21 protein-coding genes and 1 riboswitch are annotated in these 24,199 nt (G+C 71.2%); of the genes, 16 read left to right on the top strand and 5 right to left on the bottom strand.

All coding sequences use genetic code 11. The features are described from left to right. Positions 1 to 72: 72 nt before the first annotated feature. On the bottom strand, positions 73 to 537 hold the full coding sequence (locus NYF13_RS08960; protein ID WP_315655553.1) for a DUF1579 family protein: 465 nt from the start codon (positions 535 to 537) through the stop codon (positions 73 to 75). A 53-nt stretch (positions 538 to 590) separates the two neighbouring features. Here NYF13_RS08960 and NYF13_RS08965 point away from each other — a divergent pair, with 53 nt between their 5' ends. The 7 genes from NYF13_RS08965 to NYF13_RS08995 all read left to right on the top strand — a co-directional run bounded on the left by NYF13_RS08965 (position 591) and on the right by NYF13_RS08995 (position 10,625). Further along, positions 591 to 1,049, top strand: coding sequence for a MarR family transcriptional regulator (locus tag NYF13_RS08965; RefSeq protein WP_315655555.1), 459 nt, complete (start codon positions 591 to 593; stop codon positions 1,047 to 1,049). A 941-nt stretch (positions 1,050 to 1,990) separates the two neighbouring features. Continuing rightward, positions 1,991 to 4,411, top strand: coding sequence for a glycoside hydrolase family 3 C-terminal domain-containing protein (locus tag NYF13_RS08970; protein ID WP_315655557.1), 2,421 nt, complete (start codon positions 1,991 to 1,993; stop codon positions 4,409 to 4,411). Positions 4,412 to 4,618: 207 nt separating this feature from the next. Next, positions 4,619 to 5,068 carry a hypothetical protein gene (locus tag NYF13_RS08975; protein WP_315655559.1) on the top strand — a complete coding sequence of 150 codons (450 nt, stop codon included), beginning with the start codon at positions 4,619 to 4,621 and terminating at the stop codon, positions 5,066 to 5,068. Between the two features lie 19 nt (positions 5,069 to 5,087). Next, the gene (boxC, locus tag NYF13_RS08980) at positions 5,088 to 6,743 is read left to right on the top strand and encodes a 2,3-epoxybenzoyl-CoA dihydrolase (protein WP_315655561.1); all 1,656 of its coding nucleotides are present in this window, start codon (positions 5,088 to 5,090) and stop codon (positions 6,741 to 6,743) included. A 4-nt stretch (positions 6,744 to 6,747) separates the two neighbouring features. After that, positions 6,748 to 8,169: a benzoyl-CoA 2,3-epoxidase subunit BoxB gene (gene boxB / locus NYF13_RS08985; RefSeq protein ID WP_315655562.1), complete on the top strand. Its 1,422-nt coding sequence runs from the start codon at positions 6,748 to 6,750 to the stop codon at positions 8,167 to 8,169. A 9-nt stretch (positions 8,170 to 8,178) separates the two neighbouring features. Continuing rightward, the gene (locus NYF13_RS08990; RefSeq protein WP_315655563.1) at positions 8,179 to 9,774 is read left to right on the top strand and encodes a benzoate-CoA ligase family protein; all 1,596 of its coding nucleotides are present in this window, start codon (positions 8,179 to 8,181) and stop codon (positions 9,772 to 9,774) included. After that, positions 9,771 to 10,625, top strand: a complete 855-nt coding sequence (locus tag NYF13_RS08995) for an amidohydrolase family protein (protein WP_315655564.1) — start codon at positions 9,771 to 9,773, stop codon at positions 10,623 to 10,625. Before NYF13_RS08990 ends, NYF13_RS08995 begins: the two co-directional genes overlap by 4 nt. 4 nt (positions 10,626 to 10,629) lie before the next feature. Here the strand turns inward: NYF13_RS08995 and NYF13_RS09000 are convergent, their stop codons facing one another. Beyond that, positions 10,630 to 11,118: a sigma-70 family RNA polymerase sigma factor gene (locus NYF13_RS09000; protein WP_315655566.1), complete on the bottom strand. Its 489-nt coding sequence runs from the start codon at positions 11,116 to 11,118 to the stop codon at positions 10,630 to 10,632. A gap of 102 nt (positions 11,119 to 11,220) precedes the next feature. Next, positions 11,221 to 11,673 (bottom strand): MarR family transcriptional regulator, encoded by a 453-nt coding sequence (locus tag NYF13_RS09005; RefSeq protein WP_315655567.1) that lies wholly within the window; start codon positions 11,671 to 11,673, stop codon positions 11,221 to 11,223. A 109-nt stretch (positions 11,674 to 11,782) separates the two neighbouring features. Between NYF13_RS09005 and NYF13_RS09010 the strand changes: the two genes are divergently transcribed. Together NYF13_RS09010 and NYF13_RS09015 are read left to right on the top strand one after the other, a co-directional pair. Then, positions 11,783 to 12,919, top strand: coding sequence for a dipeptidase (locus tag NYF13_RS09010; protein WP_315655568.1), 1,137 nt, complete (start codon positions 11,783 to 11,785; stop codon positions 12,917 to 12,919). 45 nt (positions 12,920 to 12,964) lie between these two features. Then, positions 12,965 to 13,399, top strand: coding sequence for a lipopolysaccharide assembly protein LapA domain-containing protein (locus NYF13_RS09015; RefSeq protein ID WP_315655570.1), 435 nt, complete (start codon positions 12,965 to 12,967; stop codon positions 13,397 to 13,399). 30 nt (positions 13,400 to 13,429) lie between these two features. Here NYF13_RS09015 and NYF13_RS09020 read toward each other — a convergent pair whose 3' ends face one another. Beyond that, the gene (locus NYF13_RS09020) at positions 13,430 to 14,281 is read right to left on the bottom strand and encodes a maleylpyruvate isomerase family mycothiol-dependent enzyme (RefSeq protein WP_396286815.1); all 852 of its coding nucleotides are present in this window, start codon (positions 14,279 to 14,281) and stop codon (positions 13,430 to 13,432) included. Between the two features lie 87 nt (positions 14,282 to 14,368). On the opposite strand from NYF13_RS09020, the gene NYF13_RS09025 reads away from it, so the two are divergent. The 7 genes from NYF13_RS09025 to NYF13_RS09055 all read left to right on the top strand — a co-directional run bounded on the left by NYF13_RS09025 (position 14,369) and on the right by NYF13_RS09055 (position 23,065). Beyond that, positions 14,369 to 15,142: an Abi-alpha family protein gene (locus NYF13_RS09025; protein ID WP_315655572.1), complete on the top strand. Its 774-nt coding sequence runs from the start codon at positions 14,369 to 14,371 to the stop codon at positions 15,140 to 15,142. Beyond that, positions 15,142 to 16,386 carry a DUF445 domain-containing protein gene (locus NYF13_RS09030; RefSeq protein ID WP_315655574.1) on the top strand — a complete coding sequence of 415 codons (1,245 nt, stop codon included), beginning with the start codon at positions 15,142 to 15,144 and terminating at the stop codon, positions 16,384 to 16,386. Before NYF13_RS09025 ends, NYF13_RS09030 begins: the two co-directional genes overlap by 1 nt. Before the next feature lie 176 nt (positions 16,387 to 16,562). Further along, on the top strand, positions 16,563 to 17,066 hold the full coding sequence (gene ectA / locus NYF13_RS09035) for a diaminobutyrate acetyltransferase (protein WP_315657273.1): 504 nt from the start codon (positions 16,563 to 16,565) through the stop codon (positions 17,064 to 17,066). A 39-nt stretch (positions 17,067 to 17,105) separates the two neighbouring features. Further along, complete coding sequence (ectB, locus tag NYF13_RS09040) at positions 17,106 to 18,359, top strand: diaminobutyrate--2-oxoglutarate transaminase (RefSeq protein ID WP_315655577.1); 1,254 nt, start codon at positions 17,106 to 17,108, stop codon at positions 18,357 to 18,359. Positions 18,360 to 18,389: 30 nt separating this feature from the next. Continuing rightward, positions 18,390 to 18,779 carry an ectoine synthase gene (locus tag NYF13_RS09045; RefSeq protein WP_315655578.1) on the top strand — a complete coding sequence of 130 codons (390 nt, stop codon included), beginning with the start codon at positions 18,390 to 18,392 and terminating at the stop codon, positions 18,777 to 18,779. Between the two features lie 80 nt (positions 18,780 to 18,859). After that, the gene (thpD, locus tag NYF13_RS09050) at positions 18,860 to 19,753 is read left to right on the top strand and encodes an ectoine hydroxylase (protein WP_315655579.1); all 894 of its coding nucleotides are present in this window, start codon (positions 18,860 to 18,862) and stop codon (positions 19,751 to 19,753) included. A gap of 531 nt (positions 19,754 to 20,284) precedes the next feature. Beyond that, a complete protein-coding gene (locus NYF13_RS09055; protein ID WP_315655581.1) occupies positions 20,285 to 23,065 on the top strand; it encodes a BTAD domain-containing putative transcriptional regulator in 2,781 nt (926 codons plus the stop codon). Positions 23,066 to 23,129: 64 nt separating this feature from the next. On the opposite strand, the gene NYF13_RS09060 is transcribed toward NYF13_RS09055, so the two are convergent. Continuing rightward, the gene (locus NYF13_RS09060; protein ID WP_315657274.1) at positions 23,130 to 23,960 is read right to left on the bottom strand and encodes a bifunctional 5,10-methylenetetrahydrofolate dehydrogenase/5,10-methenyltetrahydrofolate cyclohydrolase; all 831 of its coding nucleotides are present in this window, start codon (positions 23,958 to 23,960) and stop codon (positions 23,130 to 23,132) included. Between the two features lie 92 nt (positions 23,961 to 24,052). Next, positions 24,053 to 24,140, bottom strand: a riboswitch (ZMP/ZTP riboswitch). Between the last annotated feature and the right edge of the window lie 59 nt (positions 24,141 to 24,199).

Consider the following 24,199-nt stretch of genomic DNA (forward strand, 5'->3'; position numbering starts at 1 on the left):
TCCAGTGTTTCCGGTCGGTCCCGCGCCCGCAGGTCGAGGTGACGGCATTCACCCTTGGCCCGGGCCGTGGCGCTAGGACTGACGCCGGTAACGGGCGCGCAGGAACGGGGTGAACTCGGTGGCCTCGCCCAGTTTCACGTCGATCTCGTGGATGAGTACCTCGCTGCTCGGGGTCAAGCGGTGCCGGGCGACGCCACGCGGGGTGGTCTTTTCCAGGCGCGGGGTGCCTTCGGCCCATCCGCCGCGGCCGGGTGAGCCGGGCGGAAAACCGTAGCTGTCGAAGCCGTACCAGAGAGTCTCGCCGGTGGCTGGATCGACGGTGAACACATTGTGACCCAACAGATGTGAGCCGTCCTCTCGTGTTTGGGCGTAGTCCTGGAGAACGGCGAAACCATCGAGCGCCGACCGGTACCGGCAGGTGGCCGTCGCGGTGGCGGCGGGCGCCCACGGCGACGCGGCGAGCTCTTCGGTGCCGGCCCAGTCGCCGACGAGTGCGGTGAGGGCTTGGTGTGCCTCGCCTCGGGTGGGGGTGTTCACCGGCCACTCCTTCGATATCGACAGGGTCCTGTCGATATGGAAGGCTAGCACGCATGACGCAGAGGTCCGGCCGCGCCGAAACGCTCACCCAGCTCGTCAACGAGGTCTTCATCGTGAACGGCGCGCTGCTGACGGCCGGGGACGCGTTGGCGGACGTGGTCGGGCTGACCGCGGCGCAATGGCAGGTGATCGGCTTTCTGGAGGACGGGCCCGCCTCGGCCGCCGACCTGGCCCGCCGCCGCGGTCTGCGACGGCAAAGCGTGCAGGAGACGGTGAACCGGTTGCTGCGCAAAGGAATGCTGAGCCGCGCCGACAACCCGGCCGATCGCCGGGCGCCACTGCTGCACCTGACCTCGACGGCCCGCGAGGCCCTGGCGACGCTGGGCCGGCGCCAAGTGAGCTGGGCGGACGAAGTGGCGTCCGGTATCGCGCCTGGCGATCTGGCGGTGACCTTGCGGACGTTGCGGAAAGTTCGGGAGCGGCTGGGTGACGGGGTGATCGAGCCGGGGTAGGGGTGGTGCAGTGGTTCCGGTGCCGTGAAGGGTGGGCGCGGTTCGGCGATCGTAGGGGCAGGTGGGTGCGGGCTCGGATCGAGCGAACCGTGTGGGGGGTGGGGGTCCGGCGTGGTGGCGGGTGCGGTGATTTGGGTTGTGGGACCGGATGGTGCGGGGTCGGCAAGTTCGATGAGTCGGCGAATTTGCGGGCGGTGGAGATCCGGTTCGAGGAGCGGGGTGGTTGCGGGGTGGGGAAGTTCGGCTCGGTTGCGGGTGGCGGATGTCTTGGGCTGAAGGGCGGGACGGTGCGGGGTGGAAAAGCTCGGTGCAACGGCGAGCGGTGGAGGGCCGGGCTGGGGATCCAGATGGCGCGGGCTGGGGAAGTTTGGTGTGGTGGCGAGCAGTGGGGAGCTGGGCGGGAGTGTCTGGGTGTCGCCAGGCCGGATGGTTCGGTGAGGTGAAGGCATGGGAGAGCCGGATTGTGGGGTCGGATAGAGGAAAGCTGGGTGGGTTTGGCTGGGTGGTGGGTTGTCGGTGAGCTGGATTGTGGACTGGATGACGCAAGGTTGGCGAGTTCGGTGAAGGGGTGGGTATCGGAGGACTGGGCTGTGGGGCCGGATGGTGCGGGGCTGGATGGCGTGGGGCCGGGCAGCGCGGCGAGGTGGAAAGGCGGCAGGTTGGGAGACGACGGAAGACGGGGGTAGGAGACGGGGAAAGCGGGGGTAGGAGGCGGGGGAGAAGAGGGAAGATGGGGTGTAGGAGGGTGAGGAGACGAGGGAAGGCGGGGTATAGGAGGGTGGGGGGGACGAGGGAAGGCGGAGGGTGGGAGACGGCGTGGGGCGGGGATGCGGTCCGAGGGGGCCGAATGGCGCAAAGGCGCGAAGGCCTAGGTGGGGGCCGGATGGGTGTGAGGTTTCGGCCGTGGTGACTGGGCGGGAACTTGGGCTAGTCTCCGACTGGTGACTCGTGACCTGGACGCGCTGCTGAACGAGCTGGATCTCGACACCAAAACGCGGTTGCTCGCCGGGGCCGCGGTTTGGTCGTTGCCCGCGGTGCCGGGGATCGGGCTCGGGGCGGTGGTCTTTTCGGACGGGCCGGTCGGGGTGCGGGGTGAGCACTGGAGCGCTGAGGATCCTTCGGTGACGTTGCCGAGCCCGACGGCGCTGGCCGCGACCTGGGATCCCGCGCTGGCTCGGCGGGTCGGCGGGTTGCTCGCGCTCGAGGCGCGGCGCAAGGGGGTGCACGTGGTGCTCGCGCCCACGGTCAACCTGCACCGTTCGCCGTTGGGCGGGCGGCACTTCGAGTGCTACTCCGAAGATCCTTTGCTGACCGGGCTGATCGGCGCCGGTTTCGTGATCGGGGTGCAGGAGGGCGGCGTGGGGGTGACCGTGAAGCACTTCGTGGCCAACGATTCCGAGACCGAGCGCTTCACCGTCGACGTGCACGTGTCCGAGCGCGCGCTGCGCGAGCTCTACCTCGCGCCCTTCGAAACCATTGTGCGCCAAGCAAGGCCCTGGGGCGTGATGGCCGCCTACAACAGCGTCAACGGCCGCACCATGACCGAGCACGACGCACTGGTGAACGGGGTGCTCCGCCGCGAGTGGGGCTTCGACGGGGTGGTGGTCTCGGACTGGCTCGCCGCGCGGGACACGATCGGCGCGGCCAAGGGCGGGCTCGACATCGCGATGCCCGGCCCGAACACGGTCTACGGCGAGCGCCTGGCCGAGGCCGTGCGCGCCGGGCAGGTCAGCCCCCGGCGGGTGGACGACATGGTCCGGCGGGTGCTGCTGCTGGCCGACCGCACGCACGCGTTCACCGATCAGAAGCCGCCGAAGCAGTCCGAAGTAGACGGAGAAGCGCTCGCGCAAGAAGTCGCGCAACGGTCTTTCGTGCTGCTGCGCAACAAGAAAACCGTGCTTCCGCTGAAGTCGCCGAAAAGCGTAGTGCTCATCGGCGCGCTCGCCGCCGAGCCCAAGATCCTCGGCGGCGGCAGCGCCACCGTGTTCCCCGACCACGTCGTCTCCCCTCTGGACGGCCTGCGGGCCGCCCTTCCTCACGGCACCGAATTGCGCTACACCGTCGGTGCCGACCCGCGGACGACGCTACCGCCGGCCACCGACAATTTCCGGCTCCGTGCGATGGTGCACGACGCGGGCGGCTCCGAACTCGCCACTTTCGCCCTCCGGGAAGGAAAAATCGACTGGATCGGGGATCTGCCGCGCGGGCTCGACCTCGCCACGCTGGAATCGGTCGACATCGCCGGCACGTTCACCCCGGCCGTTTCCGGACGGCACACCTTCGGCCTCACCGGCCTGGGCCACCTGACGCTGACGGTCGACCGCCAGACCCTCTTCGACGGCCCCAGCACCCCTTCCGGCGACCTCTTCGCCGCGATCATGAAGGTGCGGGAGCACCGCCGCGAAATCGAGCTGGAGGCGGGGCGGACGGTCGACGTCCGGCTCACCTACCGCGTGCCCGAGGATCTGCGCGCCTTCGCGCAGGGTTCGTTCGCCTGGCTCGTTTTCGGCCTCGGCCACCAGGCGCCGGGGCCGGACCCGGACGCCGCGATGAAGGAGGCCGTGCGGTTGGCCGGGCTGTCCGAGGTCGCGGTGGTGGTGGTCGGGACCACGGCCGAGGTCGAAAGCGAGGGCTTCGACCGCGCTTCCCTGCGGCTGCCCGGCCGTCAGGACGAACTGGTGGCCAAGGTCGCCGCGGCCAACCCGAACACCGTGGTGGTGCTCAACGCGGGCGCGCCGGTCGAGTTGCCCTGGCGCGAGGACGTCGCGGCGATCCTGCTGACCTGGTTCCCCGGCCAGTCCGGCGGGGCGGCGCTGGCGAATGTCCTCTTCGGACACGAGGAGCCCGGCGGACGCCTCCCGACCACCTGGCCCGCGACGCTCGCGCGGAGCCCGGTGACGAACGTCCAGCCGCACGAAGGAGTTCTCGAGTACGACGAGGACGTGTTCATCGGCTACCGCGCAGCCCAGCCGGACGCCGCGTACCACTTCGGCCACGGCCTCGGCTACACCACCTGGAGTTACGACGACCTGGCCGTCGCCCCGACGCCGGAGGGCGGGGCGGCGGTCCGCGTGCGGTTGCGCAACACCGGCGACCGCGCCGGCCGCGAAGTCGTGCAGGTCTACCTCTCCCCGGTGCCGCCCGACGCGGAGCGACCGGCCCGCTGGCTCGCGGGCTTCGCGACCGTCGAGGCGGGCCCGGGCGAAGAGGTCACGGCCCTGGTCCACGTCGAGCCGCGGGCGGTGGAGACCTGGCGGGCCGGCGCCTGGCGGCACAACGGGGGCGAGTACGTGTTCGAAGCCTCCCACTCCAGCACCGAACCCCGGCGCGGCCTCACGGCAACGCTGGGAAAGACCTGCTGACGCCAGGGCCCGGGTAGCGCTGGTCCAAAGCGCCCTACGGACCGGAAGTACCGAGCGCTACGGCCACGAACGTCCCCATGGCGGTCGCGTCCGCCCAAGCCGGTCATCCCGGGGTGAACTATAGAAATCGACCTGGTCCGACGGCCCGAGCAGCGGGTATCCTCCTCGCTAGAGCGATCTATCTAGAGCGCGGAAGGGGCGAAGACCGTGGACGTCCTCAAGGAAAAGGGCCTTGTCCCCCTTCGGGTGATCCTGGGGTTCACGCTGCTCACCACGGTCCTGCACTACTCGCACAACGTCCTCCGGGCGCAGGACTACCCCCAGGTCCCGGGTGTCGGCGTCCCGGCCACGCGGGTGCTGGTCGCCTTCGGCTGGGTGCTGTTCACGGCGTTCGGCGCGCTCGGTTACCGCGATTACCGCGCCGGGCGGTATTGGCGTTCGCTGGCTTTCCTGCTGGTCTATTCGCTTTCCGGGCTCGCCACGGCGGGCCACTTCCTGGTTGGCCCGGTGCGGATCCCGGCGTTCTGGTACGCCACGGTGTTCACCGACGTGGTGTCCGCCTTGGCGCTGTGGGTCTTCGTCTGCTGGGCCGCCGCCCGGCTCAACCGGGTGAGGGACGCCGGTCAAGTCCTACACAACGTTGACGCTGGTCATTAATGTGTAGACAATCGACGGGGTGACGACCCCCGCACCGGTGACCTTCGAGCGCCACCCGGACCACTACCGGCACTGGCGCCTGACCGTGGACGACGACGTCGCGTGGCTGGAGATGGACGTCGACGCCGACGGCGGCATCGTGCCCGGGTACGAGCTGAAGCTCAACTCGTACGACCTCGGGGTCGACATCGAGCTCTACGACGCCACCCAGCGGCTGCGGTTCGAACACCCCGGGGTCCGCGCGGTCATCCTGACCAGCGCCAAGGAGAAGGTGTTCTGCGCCGGCGCCAACATCCGCATGCTGGCCGCCTCGGAGCACCACTGGAAGGTGAACTTCTGCAAGTTCACCAACGAGACCCGCAACGGCATCGAGGACGCCACCGAGCACTCCGGCCAGCGGTACCTGGCCGCGGTGAACGGGAGCTGCGCGGGCGGCGGTTACGAGATCGCCCTGGCCTGCGAGCAGATCCTGCTGGTGGACGACAATTCCTCGACGGTCGCGCTGCCGGAGGTGCCGCTGCTCGGCGTGCTGCCCGGCACCGGCGGGCTGACCCGGGTGGTCGACAAGCGCCGCGTGCGCCGTGACCGGGCGGACGTGTTCGCGACGCGGGCCGACGGGATCAAGGGCCGGACCGCCGTCGACTGGCGCCTGGTCGACGAGCTGGTGCCGCGCCAGGAGTTCCGCGAGACCGTGCTGGCCCGGGCGCGGGACCTGGCCGACGGCTCCGGCCGCCTGCCCGCGGAGGCCGGGGTCGAGCTGACCCCGTTGACCTGCGAGGTCACCGAACGCGGACTGGAGTACCGGTTCGTCGACGTCGTCTGCGACCGGGCCGGCGCGCTGGCCACGATCACCGTCCGCGGTCCGCGGACGGACCCCGGCGACCTGCACGAAGAGGGGGCCGAAGGCTGGCTGCTGGCGATGACCCGGGAGCTGGACGACGCCATCCTCCGCCTGCGCACCAACGAAGACGAGCTGGGCACCTGGGTGCTGCGCACCGAGGGCGACCCGGCCAAGGTGCTCGCCTGCGAACAGGTGGTGCTCGGCGCGAAGGACTGGCTGGGCAACGAAATCCTGCACTACTACAAGCGCACGCTCAAACGCCTCGACGTCACCAGCCGCACGCTCGTCGCGCTGATCGAGCCGGGGAGCTGCTTCGCCGGGGTGCTGCTGGAGCTGGCGCTGGCGGCCGATCGCCAGTACATCCTGGACGGTCCGCCGATCGACGATGAGCAGAGCGGGCAGCGGGCGTCGATCATCCTGTCGGAGGCCAACTTCGGCCCGTTCCCGATGGGCAACGGCCTCACCCGGCTGCAGTCGCGCTTCTACGGCGACGACGACCACCTGGACTGGCTGACCCGCGAGCGCGGCCACGCCCTGAGCCCGGCCGAGACCGTCGAGCTGGGCCTGGTCACCGACGCCCCGGACGACCTCGACTGGGAGGACGAGATCCGGATCGCGCTGGAGGGCCGCGCCTCGCTGAGCCCCGACGCGCTCACCGGGATGGAGGCGAACCACCGGTTCGTCGGCCCGGAGACCATCGAGACCAAGATCTTCGGCCGGCTCACGGCCTGGCAGAACTGGATCTTCACCCGACCGAACGCCTCCGGGCCCGAGGGCGCCCTCCGCCGCTACGGCACGGGCCAGAAGGCGGTCTTCGACAGGAAGCGGGTCTGAGCAGATGCCCGAACGGATCGACTACGACGCCAAGATCCCCAACAACGTCAGCCTGGCCGACGACCGGCGGCTGCAGCGGGCCCTGGAGGGCTGGCAGCCGAAGTTCATGGACTGGTGGGGCGAGATGGGCCCGACGCTGCGGACCGAGGGCGTCTACCTGCGCACCGCGGTCAGCGTCGGGCGCGAAGGCTGGGCCCACTTCGACCACGTGAACGTGCCGGACTACCGCTGGGGCATCTTCCTGGCCGAGCGCGACCCGGACCGCCGCATCGGCTTCGGCGAGCACCGGGGTGAGCCGGTGTGGCAGCAGGTGCCGGGCGAGTACCGCGCGGACCTGCAGCGGCTGATCGTGATCCAGGGCGACACCGAGCCCGCCTCGGTCGAGCAGCAGCGCCGGCTCGGGCTGACCGCGCCGAGCCTGTACGACCTGCGCAACCTGTTCCAGGTGAACGTCGAGGAGGGCCGTCACCTGTGGGCGATGGTCTACCTGCTGCACGCCCACTTCGGCCGGGAGGGCCGGGACGAGGCGGAAAGCCTGCTGCTGCGCAACTCCGGCAGCCCGGACGCGCCGCGCATCCTCGGCGCGTTCAACGAGGAGACGGCCGACTGGCTGGCCTTCTACATGTTCACCTACTTCACCGACCGCGACGGCAAGTACCAGCTGGGCACGCTCAAGGAGAGCTCGTTCGACCCGCTCTCGCGCACGTGCGAGTTCATGCTGAAGGAGGAGGCGCACCACATGTTCGTCGGCACCACCGGCGTCGACCGCGTGGTGCAGCGCAGCGCCGACCTGGTGCGCGAGCACGACACCCTCGACATCGGCTCGCACGGCGGCATCCCGCTGGACCTGATCCAGCGCTACCTCAACTTCCACTACACCGTCTCGCTGGACCTGTTCGGCAGCGAGACCTCGACCAACGCGGCGAACTACTACACCGCCGGGCTCAAGGGCCGCTGGCAGGAGGGCCGCCGCAAGGACGACCACAAGCTCACCGACGACGCCCGCACGCTGGACCGCCCGCTCGGCGACGGCACCTGGACCACCGACGAATTGCAGGCCATCCTGCTGCTCAACCTCGACCTGCGCGGGGAGTACGTGGCCGACTGCCAGACCGGCGTCAAGCGCTGGAACAAGATCCTCGACGACGCCGGCATCGGCTTCCGGTTCGAGCTGCCGCACCCTGGCTTCAACCGCGAGGTCGGCATAAACTCCGGCCACCACGTCACTCCCGACGGCACCATCGTCGACGAGGCGACGTGGTCGGCCGCGAAGCACCGGTGGCTGCCCACGACCGAGGACCTGACCTTCGTGCGCTCGCTCATGCACCCGGTGTACGAGCGGGGCAAGATCGCCGGCTGGGTCGCGCCGCCGCGCCAGGGCATCAACGGCAAGCCGTTCGACTACGAGTACGTGCACCTCACCTGAGGGGGGCCAGTGACGGTTCCGGCGACCGGCCGGTTCAACGCCGCCGAGTACCTGCTGGGCGGGGGGCGGCCGGACGCGCCCGCGGTGGTGTCCGCACGGCGGACCCTCAGCTACGCCGAGCTCACGGCGGAGGTGCACCGGTTCGCGTCCGGACTGCGGACGCTGGGCGTGCGGCCGGAGGAGCGGGTGATGCTGTGCCTGGTCGACGACGTCGAGCTGCTCACCGGGATCCTCGGGACGATGCTCGCGGGTGCGGTCGCGGTGCCGGTGTCGACCATGGTCACCGGGCTGGAGCTGGGCCGGGTGCTGGCCGATTCGCGGGCGCGGGTGCTGGCGGTGTCCGGCGAGTTCGCCGGACCGGCGGTGGCGGCGCTGGGGGTCGCGCCGGAGGTGACCGACGTGCTGCTCGACCGGGCGGACCCGGCGCAGTTCCCGTCGCGGGTCCGGGCCCACCACTGGGCCGAGGTGACCGCGGCCCGCGATCCGGACCTCGCCCCGGCGCGCACCGGGGAGGATTCGCCGGCGCTGTGGCTGTACACCTCGGGTACCACCGGGCAGCCGAAGGGGGCGATGCACCGGCACGCGAGCATCCGCGCGGTGTGCGAGACCTACGCCCGGCACATCCTCGAGACCACGCCGGAGGACCGGTTCCTGTCCGTGCCGAAGCTGTTCTTCGCCTACGGTCTGGGCAATTCCGCGTTCTTCCCGCTCGCCGCCGGTGGGACGACGCTGCTGGAGCCCGCCCGCCCGACGCCCGAGCTGTTCGCGGCGCGGGCGAAGGCCGACCGTCCGACGTTGTTCTTCGGCGTCCCCACCTTCTTCGCCGCGGTGCTGGCGAGCGAGGTCCCGGACGATTCGTTCGCCTCGGTGCGGTGCGCCGTCTCGGCCGGAGAACCGTTGCCGGCGGGCATCTTCGAGCGTTTCCGGGACCGGTTCGGCGTGGCGGTCCTGGACGGGATCGGGTCCACCGAGGCGTTGCACATCTTCCTGTCCAACCGTCCGGGGGCGATCCGGCCGGGCAGCACGGGGGTGGCCGTGCCCGGGTACGAGGTGCAGTTGCGGGACGAGGCGGGCGCGCTGATCGAGGCGAACGGGCAGGCGGGCGAGCTGTTCGTCTCGGGTCCGTCCACGGCCTCGGGCTACTGGGCGCGTTACGAAGCCACGAAGCGGGTCTTCCAGGGGGAATGGCTGCGTACGGGCGACAGCTACCTGCGCAACGAGGACGGTACGTACACCTGTCTCGGCCGCTTCGGCGACATGATGAAGTCGGGCGGGATCTGGGTGTCACCGTCCGAAGTGGAGGAACGGCTGCTGGAGCACCCGGCCGTCGCCGAGGTCGCGGTGGTTTCGGCGCCGGACTCCGACGGCCTGGACAAACCGGTGGCGTGCGTGGTCGCGGCGCCGCGGCAGCGGGTGGACGCCGACGAGCTGATCGAGTTCTGCCGCGCGGGGCTGGCGGCGTTCAAGCGCCCGCGCGGGGTGGTGGAGCTGGCCGAGCTGCCGAAGACGGCCACCGGCAAGGTCCGCCGGAACGTGGTCCGCGAGCTGGTCCGCGAGTCGCTGGTCGCGGGCGCAGCGCCGGCTGTGATCGACTGGCGCGCATGATCGACGGTCGTTTCGTGGTGGACGCCCACGTCCACGCCCCGCGCCTGCCCACGCTGAAGCCGGCCTGGCTGGACTGGGCCCGCGACTTCGCCGGCTCGTACCCGTGGCGCACGGTGTACGACGAGGACGGCGCGGTGATCCCCGCGGCCATGGACGAGCTGATGGACGCCGAGGGCGTCGACCGCGTGCTGCTGTTTTCCGAGTACAGCCCGCGGGCGACGGGTATTCAGCCGATCGAGGACAACCTGCCGCTGGTGGCGCACAACCCGGAGCGGTTCCGGCTGGTCGCGAACATCAATCCGCACCTGCACCACCCGGCCCGTGACGAGGTGGCGCGCCAGCTCGACCTGGGTGCGGTGGCCCTGAAGCTGCACCCGGTGCACGGCGTGTTCTCCCCGGCGGACAAGGAGCTCTACCCGGTGTACGAGCTGTGCGCGACGCGGGGCGTGCCGGTGATCCTCCACTCGGGACTGAGCCGGTTTCCCGGTTCGCGCGCGAGTTATGGCGATCCGATGCTGCTTTCGGACGTGGTGGAGGACTTCCCGTCGGTGAACTTCGTCTTCGCGCACGGCGGCCGCGGCTGGTGGTACGACGTCGCCGCGTTCATGGCGCAGGCCAAGGCGAATGTGTGGCTGGACCTGGCCGGGTTGCCGCCGAAGAAGCTGCCGGAGTACTACGCGCGCTTCGATCCGGTGCGGCTGGCGCGCAAGTGGATCTTCGGCACGGACTGGCCGGGGGTGCCGGGGACCGCGGTGAACGTGCGGGCGGTCGCGGAACTGGGGCTGCCGGAGGACGTGCTGGAAGGCGTTCTTTCGGGTAATGCACTGCGGTTGATGCCGGGGCTGCGGTAGTTCTTCAGCGGCCGCCGAAGCCCTCGGCGACCAGGTGCCGTCGAAGGGCGGCGAGGCACCGGCGGCGCAGGGTCGAGACGCTGGCCGGGGCGATGCCCAGTTCGCGGGCCAGCTCACCCGGCGAGAGCTCGGGGTAGTAGGCCAGCATCACCACCAGCCGGCGGTGCCGCTCGGGCAGGCGGGAAACCGCGCGCCACAGGGCAGTGGCCTCTTCGGCCGCCAGCGCGGCGGGCTCCGGTGACAGCGGTGGCCGGTGGTCGGGTCCGGTCTCGCCGCGGGTGCGGCGGGCGATCGCGCGGGCCGCGTGGCGGCGGGCGACCGTGGTCAGCCAGCCGCCGAGGCGGGTCTGGTCGCGCAGCGCCACGGGCCGCCGCAGGAGTTCGAGCCAGGCGGACTGGCAGGCGTCCTCCGCGTCGGCGCGCAGGCCCGGATCGGCGGCCAGGGTGCGGACCACGAGCGCGGAAAGCGTCTGGAGATCGGTCTCGCCCCACATCGTGGTGTGTGTCCCTTCTTCGCCGTGTCACCGGAGGCAGACGGGGCTCCCCGGCGGGCGGATCCGGGTAAAAGGGACGAAGCCCGGAACGGGTGAACCCGCTCAGCCGTTCACCGTCCGCAACGTGCGCATGGCTTCGGCCAGGGCCGGGGCGTCGTCGGAGAGGGGGGTCAGCACGATGCGGCGCAGGATCTCCGCGCAGGCCGTGCGGGCGCGTTCGGCGACGTCGAGGCCGTGGTCGGTGAGGGCGGCGAAGGTGACGCGGCGGTCGTCCGGGCTGGGGACGCGGCGGATGAGGTCCGCGGCGGCCAGGCGGTCGGCCACCTTGGTGAAGCCGCCGCTGGAGAGGGCGGCCTCGGTGGCCAGGCGGGTCATCGGCATGCGGTGCTCGGGGGAGCGCACCAGGCGCAGCAGGATGTCGAACGACGCCGGGGCCAGGCCGAACCGGTCGGTGATCTCGCCCATGAGCCGGTTCTGCGTGGCGAGGTAGCCCTCGATCACCAGCCCCCACCAGGTCACGATCTCGTCGTCGTCCGTACACGGGTCAGGGGTCACGGGAACCACGGTACCGCTATTTCTTACGCGCGAGAGACTGTGCGGTGACCGAGCCGGCCCACCGGCGACCGCCGGGGCCGCCGCCCCGCTCGGCGCTAGGGTCGGGGCCATGACTTCCGGGGCGCTCGAACGGGCGAAGAACCTGCTGGACACCACCATCCTGGCCGACGGCCACAACGACCTGGCCTGGGCGCTGCGGATGCAGGGCGGGCCAAACCCGGTCGAGGCGGCCGCCGCGCTGGACCTGACCGCGCGGCAGCCCTCGTTGCACACCGACTTCCCCAAGCTCGCGGCGGGAAAGCTCGGCCTGCAGTTCTGGTCGGTGTACGTGCCCTGCCAGTTCGAGGGCCACAGCGCCGTGACGGCCGTGCTGGAGCAGGTGGAGCTCGTGCACCAGCTGGCCGAGCGGTACCCGGACCGGCTGCGGCTGGTGGACACGGCGACCGAGGCCGAGGCCGCGTTCGCCGAGGGGCGGATCGCGTCGCTGCTGGGCGCGGAGGGCGGGCACAGCATCGGGGAGTCGCTCGGGGTGTTGCGGAGCCTGCGCCGCCTCGGCGTCCGGTACCTGACCCTGACCCACAACTTCAACACCACCTGGGCCGACTCCGCCACCGACGAGCCGGTGCACGGCGGGCTCACCGAGTTCGGCCGCGAGGTCGTGCGCGAGATGAACCGGATCGGCATGCTCGTGGACCTCTCGCACGTCGCGCCCAGCACGATGCGAGACGCGCTGAAGGTGTCCAGCGCGCCGGTGATCTTCAGCCACTCCTCGTGCGTTGCGGTCAACGACCACCCGCGCAACGTCCCCGACGACGTGCTGGGGCAACTGGCGTCGAACGGCGGCGTCGCGATGGTCACCTTCGTGCCCGGCTTCGTCTCCGCCGCGGTCACGGCCTGGGACGAGCAGCTCAAGGCCGCGATGGCCGCCGCCGGGCAGGACTTCCTCGACCTCGGGCAGCGCGGCCGGTTCGCCGGGACCTGGGACGCGCCGCCGAAGCCCGCGGCGACCGTGGCGGACGTCGTCGCGCACGTCGAGCACGCGCGTGAGGTCGCGGGCATCGACCACATCGGCCTCGGCGGTGACTACGACGGAGTGGGCGCGCTGCCGGAGGGACTCGAGGACGTTTCGAAGTACCCGGTGCTGTTCGCCGCGCTGATGGAGCGCGGCTGGAGTGACGAAGAGTGCGCGAAGCTCGCGGGACTGAACACGCTGCGCGTTCTGCGGGACACCGAACTCACCCATTAGGGCAACAGGCCAGCGTTCGTGCGCGTCCGGGCGGACAATCGGGGCATGGCCCACGCGCGAGACGACCACCCCACCGGTGCCGCGATCCCCGAAGTCCACGAAGTTCCCGAAGCGGCGCCCGTGGTGGTCCCGGGTGCGGGAGAGCCCGCGGTGGACCGGGCCGGCGACGTCCGTCCCGGTCCGGAGGAGGTGAAGCCGGTGCCGACGCCGTCGGCCCGGCCCTCGAAGATCAAGCCGACCCGGATCAGCGGCACCTGGGTCGCGGTGATCGTGGCGATCGTCGTGCTGGCGTTCCTGCTGGTCTTCATCCTGCAGAACCTCGACACGGTGACCGTGCACTTCCTCGGCGCCGAAGGCAGCATGCCGCTGGCCGTGGCGATGCTGTTCGCCGTGATCGCGGGCGCCGCGCTGGTCGCGCTGATCGGCGGCGCGCGGATCCTGCAACTGCGCAAGCAGGCCCGCCGCCCGCGCCGCCGCTGAGCCACCGAGCCGCTGAAACCGGCCGACCACTCAGCCGACGAGGATCGAAACCATCCCGAGCATCGTCGCGCAAACGTTTTCGTCCCCGCTGAGCTCGACTTTCGCCGAGACCTCCGCGGGCTGCACCGCACGGGTGCAGAGCCGCCAGAAGGTGTCCGGATCGGTGGTCACGGTCGCCAGCGGCGAGCGTGAGCCGGGTGCGCCGCGGTCCAGCACCCAGCCCGTACCGGTCGAACGCGCGGTCCAGCGGCCGCCCGAAGGCCCGGTCACGGTGTAGCCGACCTGGCGCCCGGCGCGCGCGGTCACCGAGCGCAGGGTGAACGGCAGCGCGCGCACGAACGTGTCCACCACCGGCGCCCGGAACTCCGGCTCGTCGAGCGGCTCCGCGCCCACCGCGGCCCGGATCTGCTGCTGGTGCACCCAGTACTCGGTGTACTCCCGCGCCACGTCCAGCCAGAGCGGCGCCGGCTCCGGGCCGGCCCAGCCGATCGGTCCGCCCGGCTCGTCGAGGTCTTGGCGCTTCCACAGGTCGGTCAGTTGTGAGGTGCTGTCCACCAGCATCGCGAACAGCACCTCGGGCGAAAGCCGGCGCAGCGCGAGCACCCACTCGGCGTTGATGCGGTCGACGAACGCCGGGACGGTCTCGCCCGGGTGCGGCTCGTCGACGCGGTAGCCGTCGCGGTCGCGGGAGAGGCGGCCGAGCTTGCCGCCCAGGACGTGGGCGACCAGGTCGTGCACGGTCCAGCCGGCGCAGGCCGTGGGCGCGGCCCACTGGGCGGCGTCGAGCCCGGTCAGCACGTCCACCAGGGCCTGCTCCTCCCGCGCGAGCAGCGGCAGGACGTCGATCGGCGGACCCCAGTGCGGCGCGGTCATGGGCGTCATCCAAACAGCCGGCCCGAGCTGTCCGTCACAGGGCTACCCGGCCTACTCGCAGGTAGCATCAGCGCGAGCACAGAGGGGAGCCCGCCCGTGGACCACCAGCGACCGAACGAAGTCGTGGATCTGGCGCGCCGGGCCGGGCGAGTGGCCGGCTGGGCCGCGCGCACCGGTTTCCAGTTCGGCCGGAAGCTGCCGGGGGTCGACACCGCCGAGCGCGGCATCCGCCAGGTCGAGCGCACCCTGCTCGGGGAACTGCGGCGCCGGCTCGACGACGTCGACGACCCGTACCACGCGGCGCTGGCCGCGGCTTCCGCGATGAACCGCAACGACGGCAACCCACGGGTGGTCGAGGCGGGTGCGACGCTCGTGCCCGTCCGCCACCACGACGAGCCGCTGCGCGCTGCGATGGCCGAACTGCTCAACCACTCCATCGGCTTCGGGCGCGAGCGGGCCCGCGAGTACCTGTACGCGACCATCCTGCGCCAGCTCACGCCCGACGAGGCGCGCATCCTCTCGGCGCTGTCGGACGGCTCGCCGTTCCCGGCCGTCGACGTCGCCGAGCGCACGGGCGTGGGCGCCACCGGGCGGATCGTGCTGCGCAACGCCTCCACCGTCGGCAAGTCGGCCGGGGTGTCCCTGCCCGACCAGGTGCCCGGCTACCTCACCCGGCTGATCGGGCTGGGCCTGGTCGAGCTGGACGAGGAGGTGCCTTCGCTGGAGACGCAGTACGAGATCCTGCTGACCGACGAGACCGTGCGCGAGGTGGAGAAACGGGTCAAACGGGTCAAGGTGATCCGCCGGACCGTGCACATCTCACGGCTCGGCGCGCAGTTCTGGCAGGCCTGCGACCCGAGCCTCGCCTAGTGGGCGCCTTCGTCTCCGGCGTCTTCGACGACTTCACCCGGCACTGGGGGCTGTACGTCTCGATCCCCGTGGTCGCCGCGCTGATCGGCTACGGCACCAAGCTGGTCGCGATCCGGATGATGTTCCAGCCGGTGGAGTTCATCGGGATCAAGCCGTTCCTCGGCTGGCAGGGCATCGTGCCCAAGCGCGCCGCGCGGATGGCCAGCATCGCCTGCGACACGATGACCGAGCAACTGATCCAGCCGGCCGAGGTCGTCGCGCGGCTGGACGCGGACCGGATCGCCCGCGAGATCGAAAAACCACTGCTCGCCGCGGTCGAGGACATCGTGCGCGAGGTCGCCGGGCACTACCAGCCGGGGCTGTGGGAGTCGCTGCCGGTCAGCGTGCAGCGGCTGGTGATCCAGCGGGTGCAGGCCGAGTCGCCGCACATGGTCAAGGCCGTGCTGGAGCTGATCAAGTCCGATGTGGACAGTGTGTTCGACCTCAAGGGCATGGTGGTCGCCAGCCTGGTCAAGGACAAGCGGCTGCTCAACCGCATCTTCCAGGAGGCCGGGGCCGAGGAGTTCAAGTTCATCGCGCGCTCCGGGCTGGTCTTCGGCGGGCTGATCGGCGTGATCCAGATGATCGCCTGGGTGTTGTTCAAGTTCCCGCCGATCATGCCGGTGTTCGGCCTGTTCACCGGCTGGTTCACCGACTGGCTGGCGCTGCGGATGATCTTCTACCCGCTGGAGCCGAAACGGTACTTCGGCGTGCAGTGGCAGGGGCTGTTCCTCAAGCGGCGCGCGGAGGTGGCCGAAGCGTACGGCGAGCTGATCGCGAAGGAGATCATCACCCCGCACAACGTCATCGAGGCCGTGCTGCGCGGACCGCTGTCCGACCGGGTGCTCGCGCTGATCCAGCGGCAGCTCGACGCCGAGCTGGGCCGCGCGGCGAACGTCGCCAAGCCGCTGCTGGTGTTCGCCATCGGCGGGCGCCGGTACCAGGACGTGAAGCTGTCCATCGCCGAGCAGATCATGACCCGGCTGCCGGAGACCATGCGCTACATCGAGGACTACGCCACCGATGCGATGGACATCCGCAACGTGCTGGTGGACAAGATGAAGGAGCTGTCACCGGAGGAGTTCGAGCAGTTGCTGCGCCCGGCCTTCCAGCAGGACGAGTGGATCCTGATCGCGACCGGCGCGATGCTGGGCTTCGCCGTGGGTGAGGCCCAGGTGCTGATCCTGGAGCAGCTGGCCACCTGAATCCGGCGCCGGACGTTCCCCGGGAACTCGGGACGCAGGCACTTGCCCCGGTCCCGGAAAAGCCAAACGGCTTTGTGGGGCTCCTCACCACGGGGCTCGCGTTCCCCCTGGTCGACGGGGGTGGGTGTGGCCCGCGTCGCTGGCGACGGGAAAATTCTCTGTTACGTTTCCTCATTATGTCCGGAAAGCACTTGATCGAATCCCCGACCAAGGCCGATGGCGCCACCCTCTGGCGAATCGCGCGCGATTCGCAGAAGCTCGATTTGAACTCCGCATACGCGTACCTGTTGTGGTGTCGCGATTTCTCGGAGAGTTCGGTGGTGGCCCGGGTCGATGGTGCGGCGGTGGGATTCGTCATCGCCTACCGGAAGCCGGCGGAACCCGAAGCCGCGCTCGTGTGGCAGGTGGCCGTCGACTCGTCCCAGCGGGGGCAGGGCCTGGCCGGGCGGCTGCTCGACCAGCTCGGCGAGCGGCTGGTGGACAGCGGGGTCCGCTACCTGGAGACCACGATCACCCCCGACAACGAGGCCTCGATCCGGTTGTTCGCTTCGTTCGCGAAGCGGTGGAACACCGATTTGGCGAGCAGTCGCCTGTTCGAGGCCGGGGATTTCCCGGAAGACGGTGAAGGCGGACACGCACCCGAAGACCTTTACCGGATCGGACCGTTGGCCCGCCAGTAATCCGTGCCATTCGGGGCGAGGCAGGAGCAAGGAAACGTGATGAGCATCTTCGAAGAGCTCGAATCGGAAGTGCGCAGCTACAGCCGCAGTTGGCCGGTGGTCTTCGACCGCGCCCAGGGCAGTTGGCTGCACGACGAGGGCGGTCGGCCCTACCTCGACTTCTTCGCCGGGGCCGGCGCGCTGAACTACGGGCACAACCACCCGAAGCTCAAGGCCGCCCTGATCGACTACCTCCAGCGGGACGGCGTCACGCACGCGCTGGACATGTTCACCGTGGCCAAGCGGGACTTCCTGGAGACGTTCCAGGCCAAGATCCTCGAACCGCGCGAGCTGGACTACAAGGTCGTCTTCCCCGGCCCCGGCGGCGCGAACGCCGTGGAGGCCGCGCTGAAGCTGGCCCGCAAGGTGACCGGCAAGGAATCGGTCATCAACTTCACCAACGCCTTCCACGGCATGACCCTGGGCGCGCTGTCGGTGACCGGCAACTCGATGAAGCGCGGGGGCGCCGGCATCCCGCTGGTGCACGCGACCCCGATGCCCTACGACCGCTACTTCGACGGCGCCATGCCGGATTTCCTGTACTTCGAGAAGCTGCTCGAAGACTCCGGCAGCGGGCTGAACGAGCCGGCCGCGGTGATCGTCGAAGGCGTGCAGGGCGAAGGCGGCATCAACGCCGCGCGCCTCGACTGGCTGCGCGGGCTGTCCGAGCTGTGCGAGCGGCACGGCGTCCTGCTGATCTTCGACGACGTCCAGATGGGCTGCGGCCGCACCGGCGCGTTCTTCAGCTTCGAGGACGCCGGCATCACCCCGGACATGGTCTGCCTGTCCAAGTCGATCAGCGGCTACGGCCTCCCGATGGCGCTCACGCTGATCAAGCCGGAGCTCGACGTGTGGGAGCCGGGTGAGCACAACGGCACCTTCCGCGGCATCAGCCCCGCGTTCGTCACCGCCACCGAAGCGCTGCGCACCTTCTGGAGCGACGACGAGCTGGAGAAGTCCACCAAGGCCAAGGGCGAGCGCATCGGCGCCGCCTTCACCGACCTCGTCGAGGCCCACCCGGACGCCAACCTGGTCGCCAAGGGGCGCGGGCTGGCGCGCGGCATCGAGTTCGCCGACGGCGACCTGGCCGGCGCGGTGTGCCGGGCCGCGTTCGAGCGCGGCCTGCTGATGGAGACCTCCGGTCCGGACGGCGAGGTGGTGAAGTTGCTGCCGCCGCTCACCCTGACCGACGACGAGCTGACCCAGGGACTGTCGATCGTCGACGAGTCCGTCGCCACGGTCCTGGGCCAGTAGCCTCGGACCGGAACAAGTTAGGAGCCGCCCGTGCTGGTCCGCACCCTCGACGAGGTCACCGACACCGAGGCCGACATCAAGACCCCGAACTGGCGCAGCAAGCGCATCGTCCTGGCCAAGGAGGGGGTCGGGTTCTCGGTGCACGAGACCACGCTCTACGCGGGCACGGTGAACGACTTCTGGTACGCCAACCACATCGAGGCCGTGTTCATCACCTCCGGTGAGGGCGAGATCGAGGACCTGGCCACCGGCGAGGTCCACCCGCTGCGGCCGGGCACCCTCTACCTGCTCGACGACCACGACCGGCACCAGGTCCGGCCGAAGACCGAGATCAAGTGCGTGTGCGTGTTCAACCCGCCGGTCACCGGCCGCGAGGTGCACGACGAAAACGGCGTGTACCCGCTGGTCACCGAGGACTGAGCCCGGCCGGGCCCCCGCTCCCGTCCCCGCCACGCCGAGCACACCACAAGACGATCAGGAGGCGAGTCACTGTGAGGCCGATGGGCACCCAGGTCGAAGACCGCTACCCGACCCGGATCACCGGAACGCCGGACCAGCTCCCCCGCGTGCACCCCACGGTGTGGGGCACCGAGGCCGACGGTCCGCTGGATGCCGCCGCGCTGAACCACCACGAGGTCACCGGCTACACCATCGACGGGGGACTGCTCTCACCCGGTGAGGTCCACACCTACTGGCAGGAGCTCACGCGCCTGTCCTCCGGCGAGTCGCTGCGCGACGACGAGCGGGTGGTCACCGAGGCGAAGACCGGCGAGGTCCGGTCGGTCTTCGAGGTGCACGAGCTGTCCGGGCTGATCCGCGAGCTGGTCCGCGACCCCCGGGTGCTGGACCGGGCGCGGCAGATCCTCGGCTCCGAGGTCTACATCCACCAGAGCCGGGTGAACTACATGCCCGGCTTCCGGGGCACGGGGTTCTACTGGCACTCGGACTTCGAGACCTGGCACGCCGAGGACGGCATGCCGTCCCCGCGCGCGGTCAGCTGCTCGATCGCGCTGACCGACAACCACCCGTACAACGGCGGCCTGATGATCATGCCGGGCTCGCAGCGCGCCTTCGTGCAGTGCGCGGGCGAGACCCCGGAGCAGAACTACAAGGAATCGCTGAAGGACCAGCGGGTCGGGGTGCCGGCCGAGGACGACATCACGAAGCTGGCGGCCGAGCACGGCATCGACCAGTTCACCGGACCGGCCGGCTCGGCGCTGTGGTTCGACTCGAACATCATGCACGGCTCGGCCAACAACATCACGCCGTTCCCGCGGTCGAACATCTTCCTGGTGTTCAACAGCGTCGAGAACCCGTTGCAGGAGCCGTTCGCGGCGAAGGCGCCCCGGCCGTCGTTCATCGCCGCGCGGGACAGCACGCCGCTCGAACGGTGACCGTCCCGGACCGTGGGCGCTCCCGCTGCGGCCGGATTTGTGATCAACAGCGCAGCATCGGTCCCCGGCGGCGGGTCGGAAGTAGCGGGCGATGCGCGCCCTGTTACCTTCTTGCCACTCCGCTCCGGCCCTTCGGGGCCGCGGCGGAAGAGTTGTCCGCGGCGGTCCGGGTTTTCAGCTCGGGGTGAGCCCACCCGACCGCCCGGGGACGACCCGAGGTCGGGCAGACCGCGCCCCCTGGCGGCCTGGCTGACGCGTATCGAGTCCGGCCCCGCACCATCAGTTCGGGAACTGATGGCGCGGGGCCGGATTCGTTTTTTCCGCTCCGCCCCCGTCGCTGCGTTACGACATTCGGGGCAACACCGAGGTCGAGCTGCCGAAGTTGCGCCACGCACGGTGAGACGAGGGCCGATCGGTGGTCGCCCGAAGGGCATCGTCCACGAAAGAGCTGTATCTGTCAGCTCTCGATCACGGTAGGTTGACGTTCCTGGCGGGGGAGACGCCGGAACAGCCGGGGAGGTGCGCTGGAGCATGGCCGAAATCGGGGCCGGCGCGCGCGTCGAACTGCTCGGGCCGGTGCGCCTGCTCGACGGCGACCGCGCCGTGGCCATCGGCGGGCCCGGGGTGCGCGGACTGCTCGCCTTGCTGGCCCTGCGGGCCGGCAAGGTCGTGGCGCTGGAAGAGATCATCGACGCGTTGTGGGGCCACGATCCGCCCGCCACCGCGCGGACCATCGTGCACGGCAACGTCTCGCAGCTGCGCCGGATGCTGCGTGACATGCCGGACGGGCCGGTGGCGCAGATCCTGACCAGCCCGCCCGGCTACCGGCTCTCGATCGACCTGGAGCGGATCGACGCGCACCGTGCGCGGGCGCTGCTGGAGCACGCCGCGCTGGAGCCGCCGAAGCGGGCCGCGGTCCTGCTCGCGGAAGCGCTGGCCCTGTGGCAGGGGCCCGCGCTGTCCGGTGTGCCCGATTCCGTGCGGGCGCCCGAACTCGAGGACCTCCGCCTGGCCGTGCACGGCGCCCGGGTGGACGCCGACCTCCGCCTGCGCCGCCACAACGAACTGATCGTCGAGCTGAGCCCGATCGTCCGGGCCGACCCGCTGGCCGAGCGCACCGCGGGCCAGCTCATGCGCGCGCTGTACCACGCGGGCCGCCGCGGCGACGCGCTCGAGCTCTACCGCACGGTTTCGCGGGCCACGCTGCGCGTGCTCGGGGTCGAGCCCGGCAGCGAACTGCGCGGGCTGCACGAGCGGGTGCTCAACGACGACCTGGGCCTGCGCGAGGTGACCGGGCCGCAGCGGGCCGAGCCGGGGCCGGCGCCTTTGCAACTGCCCGCCGCGCTGCCGGCGCTGGCCGGGCGGGACGAGGAGCTGGCGTGGCTCGACGGGCTGGCCGGGACGGCCGGGAGCACGGTCGCCGTGGTCTCCGGCACGGCCGGGGTCGGCAAGAGCGCGCTGGTCGTGTGGTGGGCGCACCGCGCGGGCCGGTTCTTCCCGGACGGCGTGCTGTTCGCCTCGCTGCGCGGGTTCGACGCCCGGGAAGCCCCGCTGGCGCCCGCGGACCTGCTGACGCAGTTCCTGCTCGGCCTCGGCGTCGCGTCCAGCGAGGTGCCGGAACGGCTGCACGAGCGGGTCGCGCTGTACCGCTCGCTGATCGCCGGGCGGCGGATGCTCGTGCTGCTCGACGACGCGCGCACGGTGGAGCAGGTCCGCCCGCTGCTGCCGCCCGGCTCGCGCTCGATGACCGTGGTGACCAGCCGTTCGCGGCTGGAGGGGCTGGCCGTTTCGAACGCCGCCCGGGTGCGGGTGCTGGGCACGCTCGCGCCCGAGGCCGCCGTGCGCGTGATCGAGGAGCTGGCCGGCCCGGGCGACTTCGACCTGAACCACGCGCTGGCCCGGCTCTGCGGCTACCTGCCGCTGGCGTTGCGGATCGCCGGCGCCCGGCTGTCCTCCAGTCCACAGTGGACCCGCAAGGACCTGGTGGACGAGCTGGGCAACGAGCGCACCCGGCTGGCCGCGCTGCAGGTCGACGGCACCGACGGCACCGACAGCGGGGTGCGGGCGGCGTTCGACGTCTCCCTCCGCGGTCTGTCCCCGGACCTGGCGCGGCCACTGCGGTGGCTCGGCGCCCTGCCGGTCGAGTCCGTGGGCCCGCAGCTGATGGCCGCGGTGGCGCGGATCCCGGTCGGCCCGGCCCGGCGCGCGCTGCGGGCGCTCGCGACGCACAACCTGCTGGCCGAGACCGCGCGTGACGTGTTCGCCCCGCACGACCTGGTCCGGCTGTACCTGCGCGAGCTGGCCGAGTCCGAATTGGACAGTGACGAGCGGTCCGCGGGGCTGGGCCGGGCGGTGTCCTACTACCAGGCCGCCTCGGACACGGCGCGGCGCCGGATGCTGCGGATCGTGGATTCGCTCGACTTCACCGGTTCGCGCCCGGCCGACGAGCTGCCCCCGTTGCGGACGTTCGACGAGGCCCAGCGCTGGTTCGCCGCAGAATGGCCGAACCTGCTGGCGGTGCTCGACGCCGCGTACGCCGCCGGCCGGTACTCCGACGTCTGGCGGCTGGCGCGGGTCGCGCACACCTACCGGGTGGTCCACCCGCTCTCCGACGACTGGAACCGCCTGGTCGACCTCGGACTGGCCGCGGCCGAAGCCGCCGGCGAGGTGCTCGGGCAGTGCTGGATGCTCATCTCCCGCTGCGCCATCGCGCTGACCTTCGAGCTGCCGCAGGGCTGCCTCGCCGACGCCGAGCGCGCTCTCGACCTGGCGTCCGAACTGGGCGACAAGCGGCTGGTGACCTCGGCCAACATCCACCTCGGTAGCGCGCTTTCCCTGCTGTCGCACCACGACGAGGCGATCGAGCGGCTGCGCGAGGCGGTGGCCGAGACCGAGCGGACCGGCGACCTCGAGCTGCGCGGTCAGGCTCTGGCCAACTGCGCCGAGACGGAGAAGCGGGCCGGGCGCGTCCAGGAGGCGATCGCCCACCAGCTGGGTTCGCTGGAGATCGACCGCGAGCTGGGTGACGACAGCTACGCCGTGGTGTCCCTGAACAACCTGGCCGAGCTGCACCTGCGCGCCGGTGATCGGGCCGCGGCCGAGCGCTACACCCGCGAAGGCGTCGAGCTGGCGACGGCGCGTCAGCTGGAGCTGCAGGAGGGCGTCCTGCGCGCCACGCTCGCGCGCATCCTCCGGGCCGGGGGGAGCGTGGGCGCGGCGCGGGAACAGTACGCGCTGGCCGTGCGGCTCTGCGAATGGACGAACCCGGGCCGGGTCTCAGACCTGCGGACGGAAGCCGCGGAGCTGGACTAGCTCGTGAGTGGCTGGGCGGGTGAAAGGCTGGGCGGGGGCGGGCCCAGCCACTCACGAACCGCTGCTACTGCGCGGTCGCGGACCGGGCGGCGGCGACGGTCTGGGCCAGCAGCACCGCAACGGTCATCGGGCCGACGCCGCCGGGGACGGGGGTGATCAGGCCCGCGCGGTGCCGCACGCTTTCGAAGTCGACGTCGCCGACGTTGCCCGGGTTGTAGCCGGCGTCGATGACCACCGCACCCGGTTTCACGTCCGCACCGCGGATGAACCGCGGCTTCCCGACGGCGGCGATGAGGATGTCCGCCTCCCGCACCACTTCCGCGAGGTCCCTGGTGCGCGAGTGCGCGTAGGTGACGGTGGCGTCACGTCCGAGCAGGAGCAGGCCCATCGGCCGCCCGAGGATCGCGCTGCGCCCGACGACCACGGCCCGCCGCCCGGCCGGATCCACGCCGTACTCGTCGAGCAGCCGGACGATCCCGCCCGGCGTGCACGAGGTGAAACCGGGCGTCCCCAGCGCCATCGCGGCGAACGAGCGGGCGGTGACCCCGTCGACGTCCTTGCCCGGCGCGATGGCCTCGAACGCGGCGCGCTCGTCGAGGTGGGGGCCGACCGGGTGCTGGAGCAGGATCCCGTGCACCCCAGGGTCTTCGGACAGTTCGGTGATGGTGGCGACGAGCTGCGCGGTGGAGGTGGCCGCGGGCAGCGCGACGGGCCGGGAGGAGATCCCGGCCTTCGCACACCGGGCCTGCTTCATCCGCACGTAGGTGCGGGACGCGGGATCGTCACCCACCAGCACGGTCGCCAGGCACGGCGCGCCCCCGGTGCGCTCGGTGAACGCGGCGGCCTCGGCGGTGGCCCGCTCGACGATGCGGCGGGCGAGTTCGCGCCCGTCCATCAGACGGGCCGTGGTCGGTGTGGACTCGGGCGGTGTGAACGCGGTAGGTGTGGACGCAGGCGGTGTGGACACGGGCGGCTCCCGGGGATCGCATCGGATGCCCAGGCGCGCGGCGGTGGCGGGATCGCCGGGCCGCTCCCCGGTGGTGACTCCACCCCAGCGCCAGTCACGGCCCGCGGCCAGGATAGCCCAATCCGGGGTGGACCGGTCCGGGAGCGCGCCGCACGGACCCGGCGCAA

Origin of the sequence: Amycolatopsis sp. PS_44_ISF1, from assembly GCF_032335455.1 — a bacterium.
Lineage (GTDB): Bacteria > Actinomycetota > Actinomycetes > Mycobacteriales > Pseudonocardiaceae > Amycolatopsis.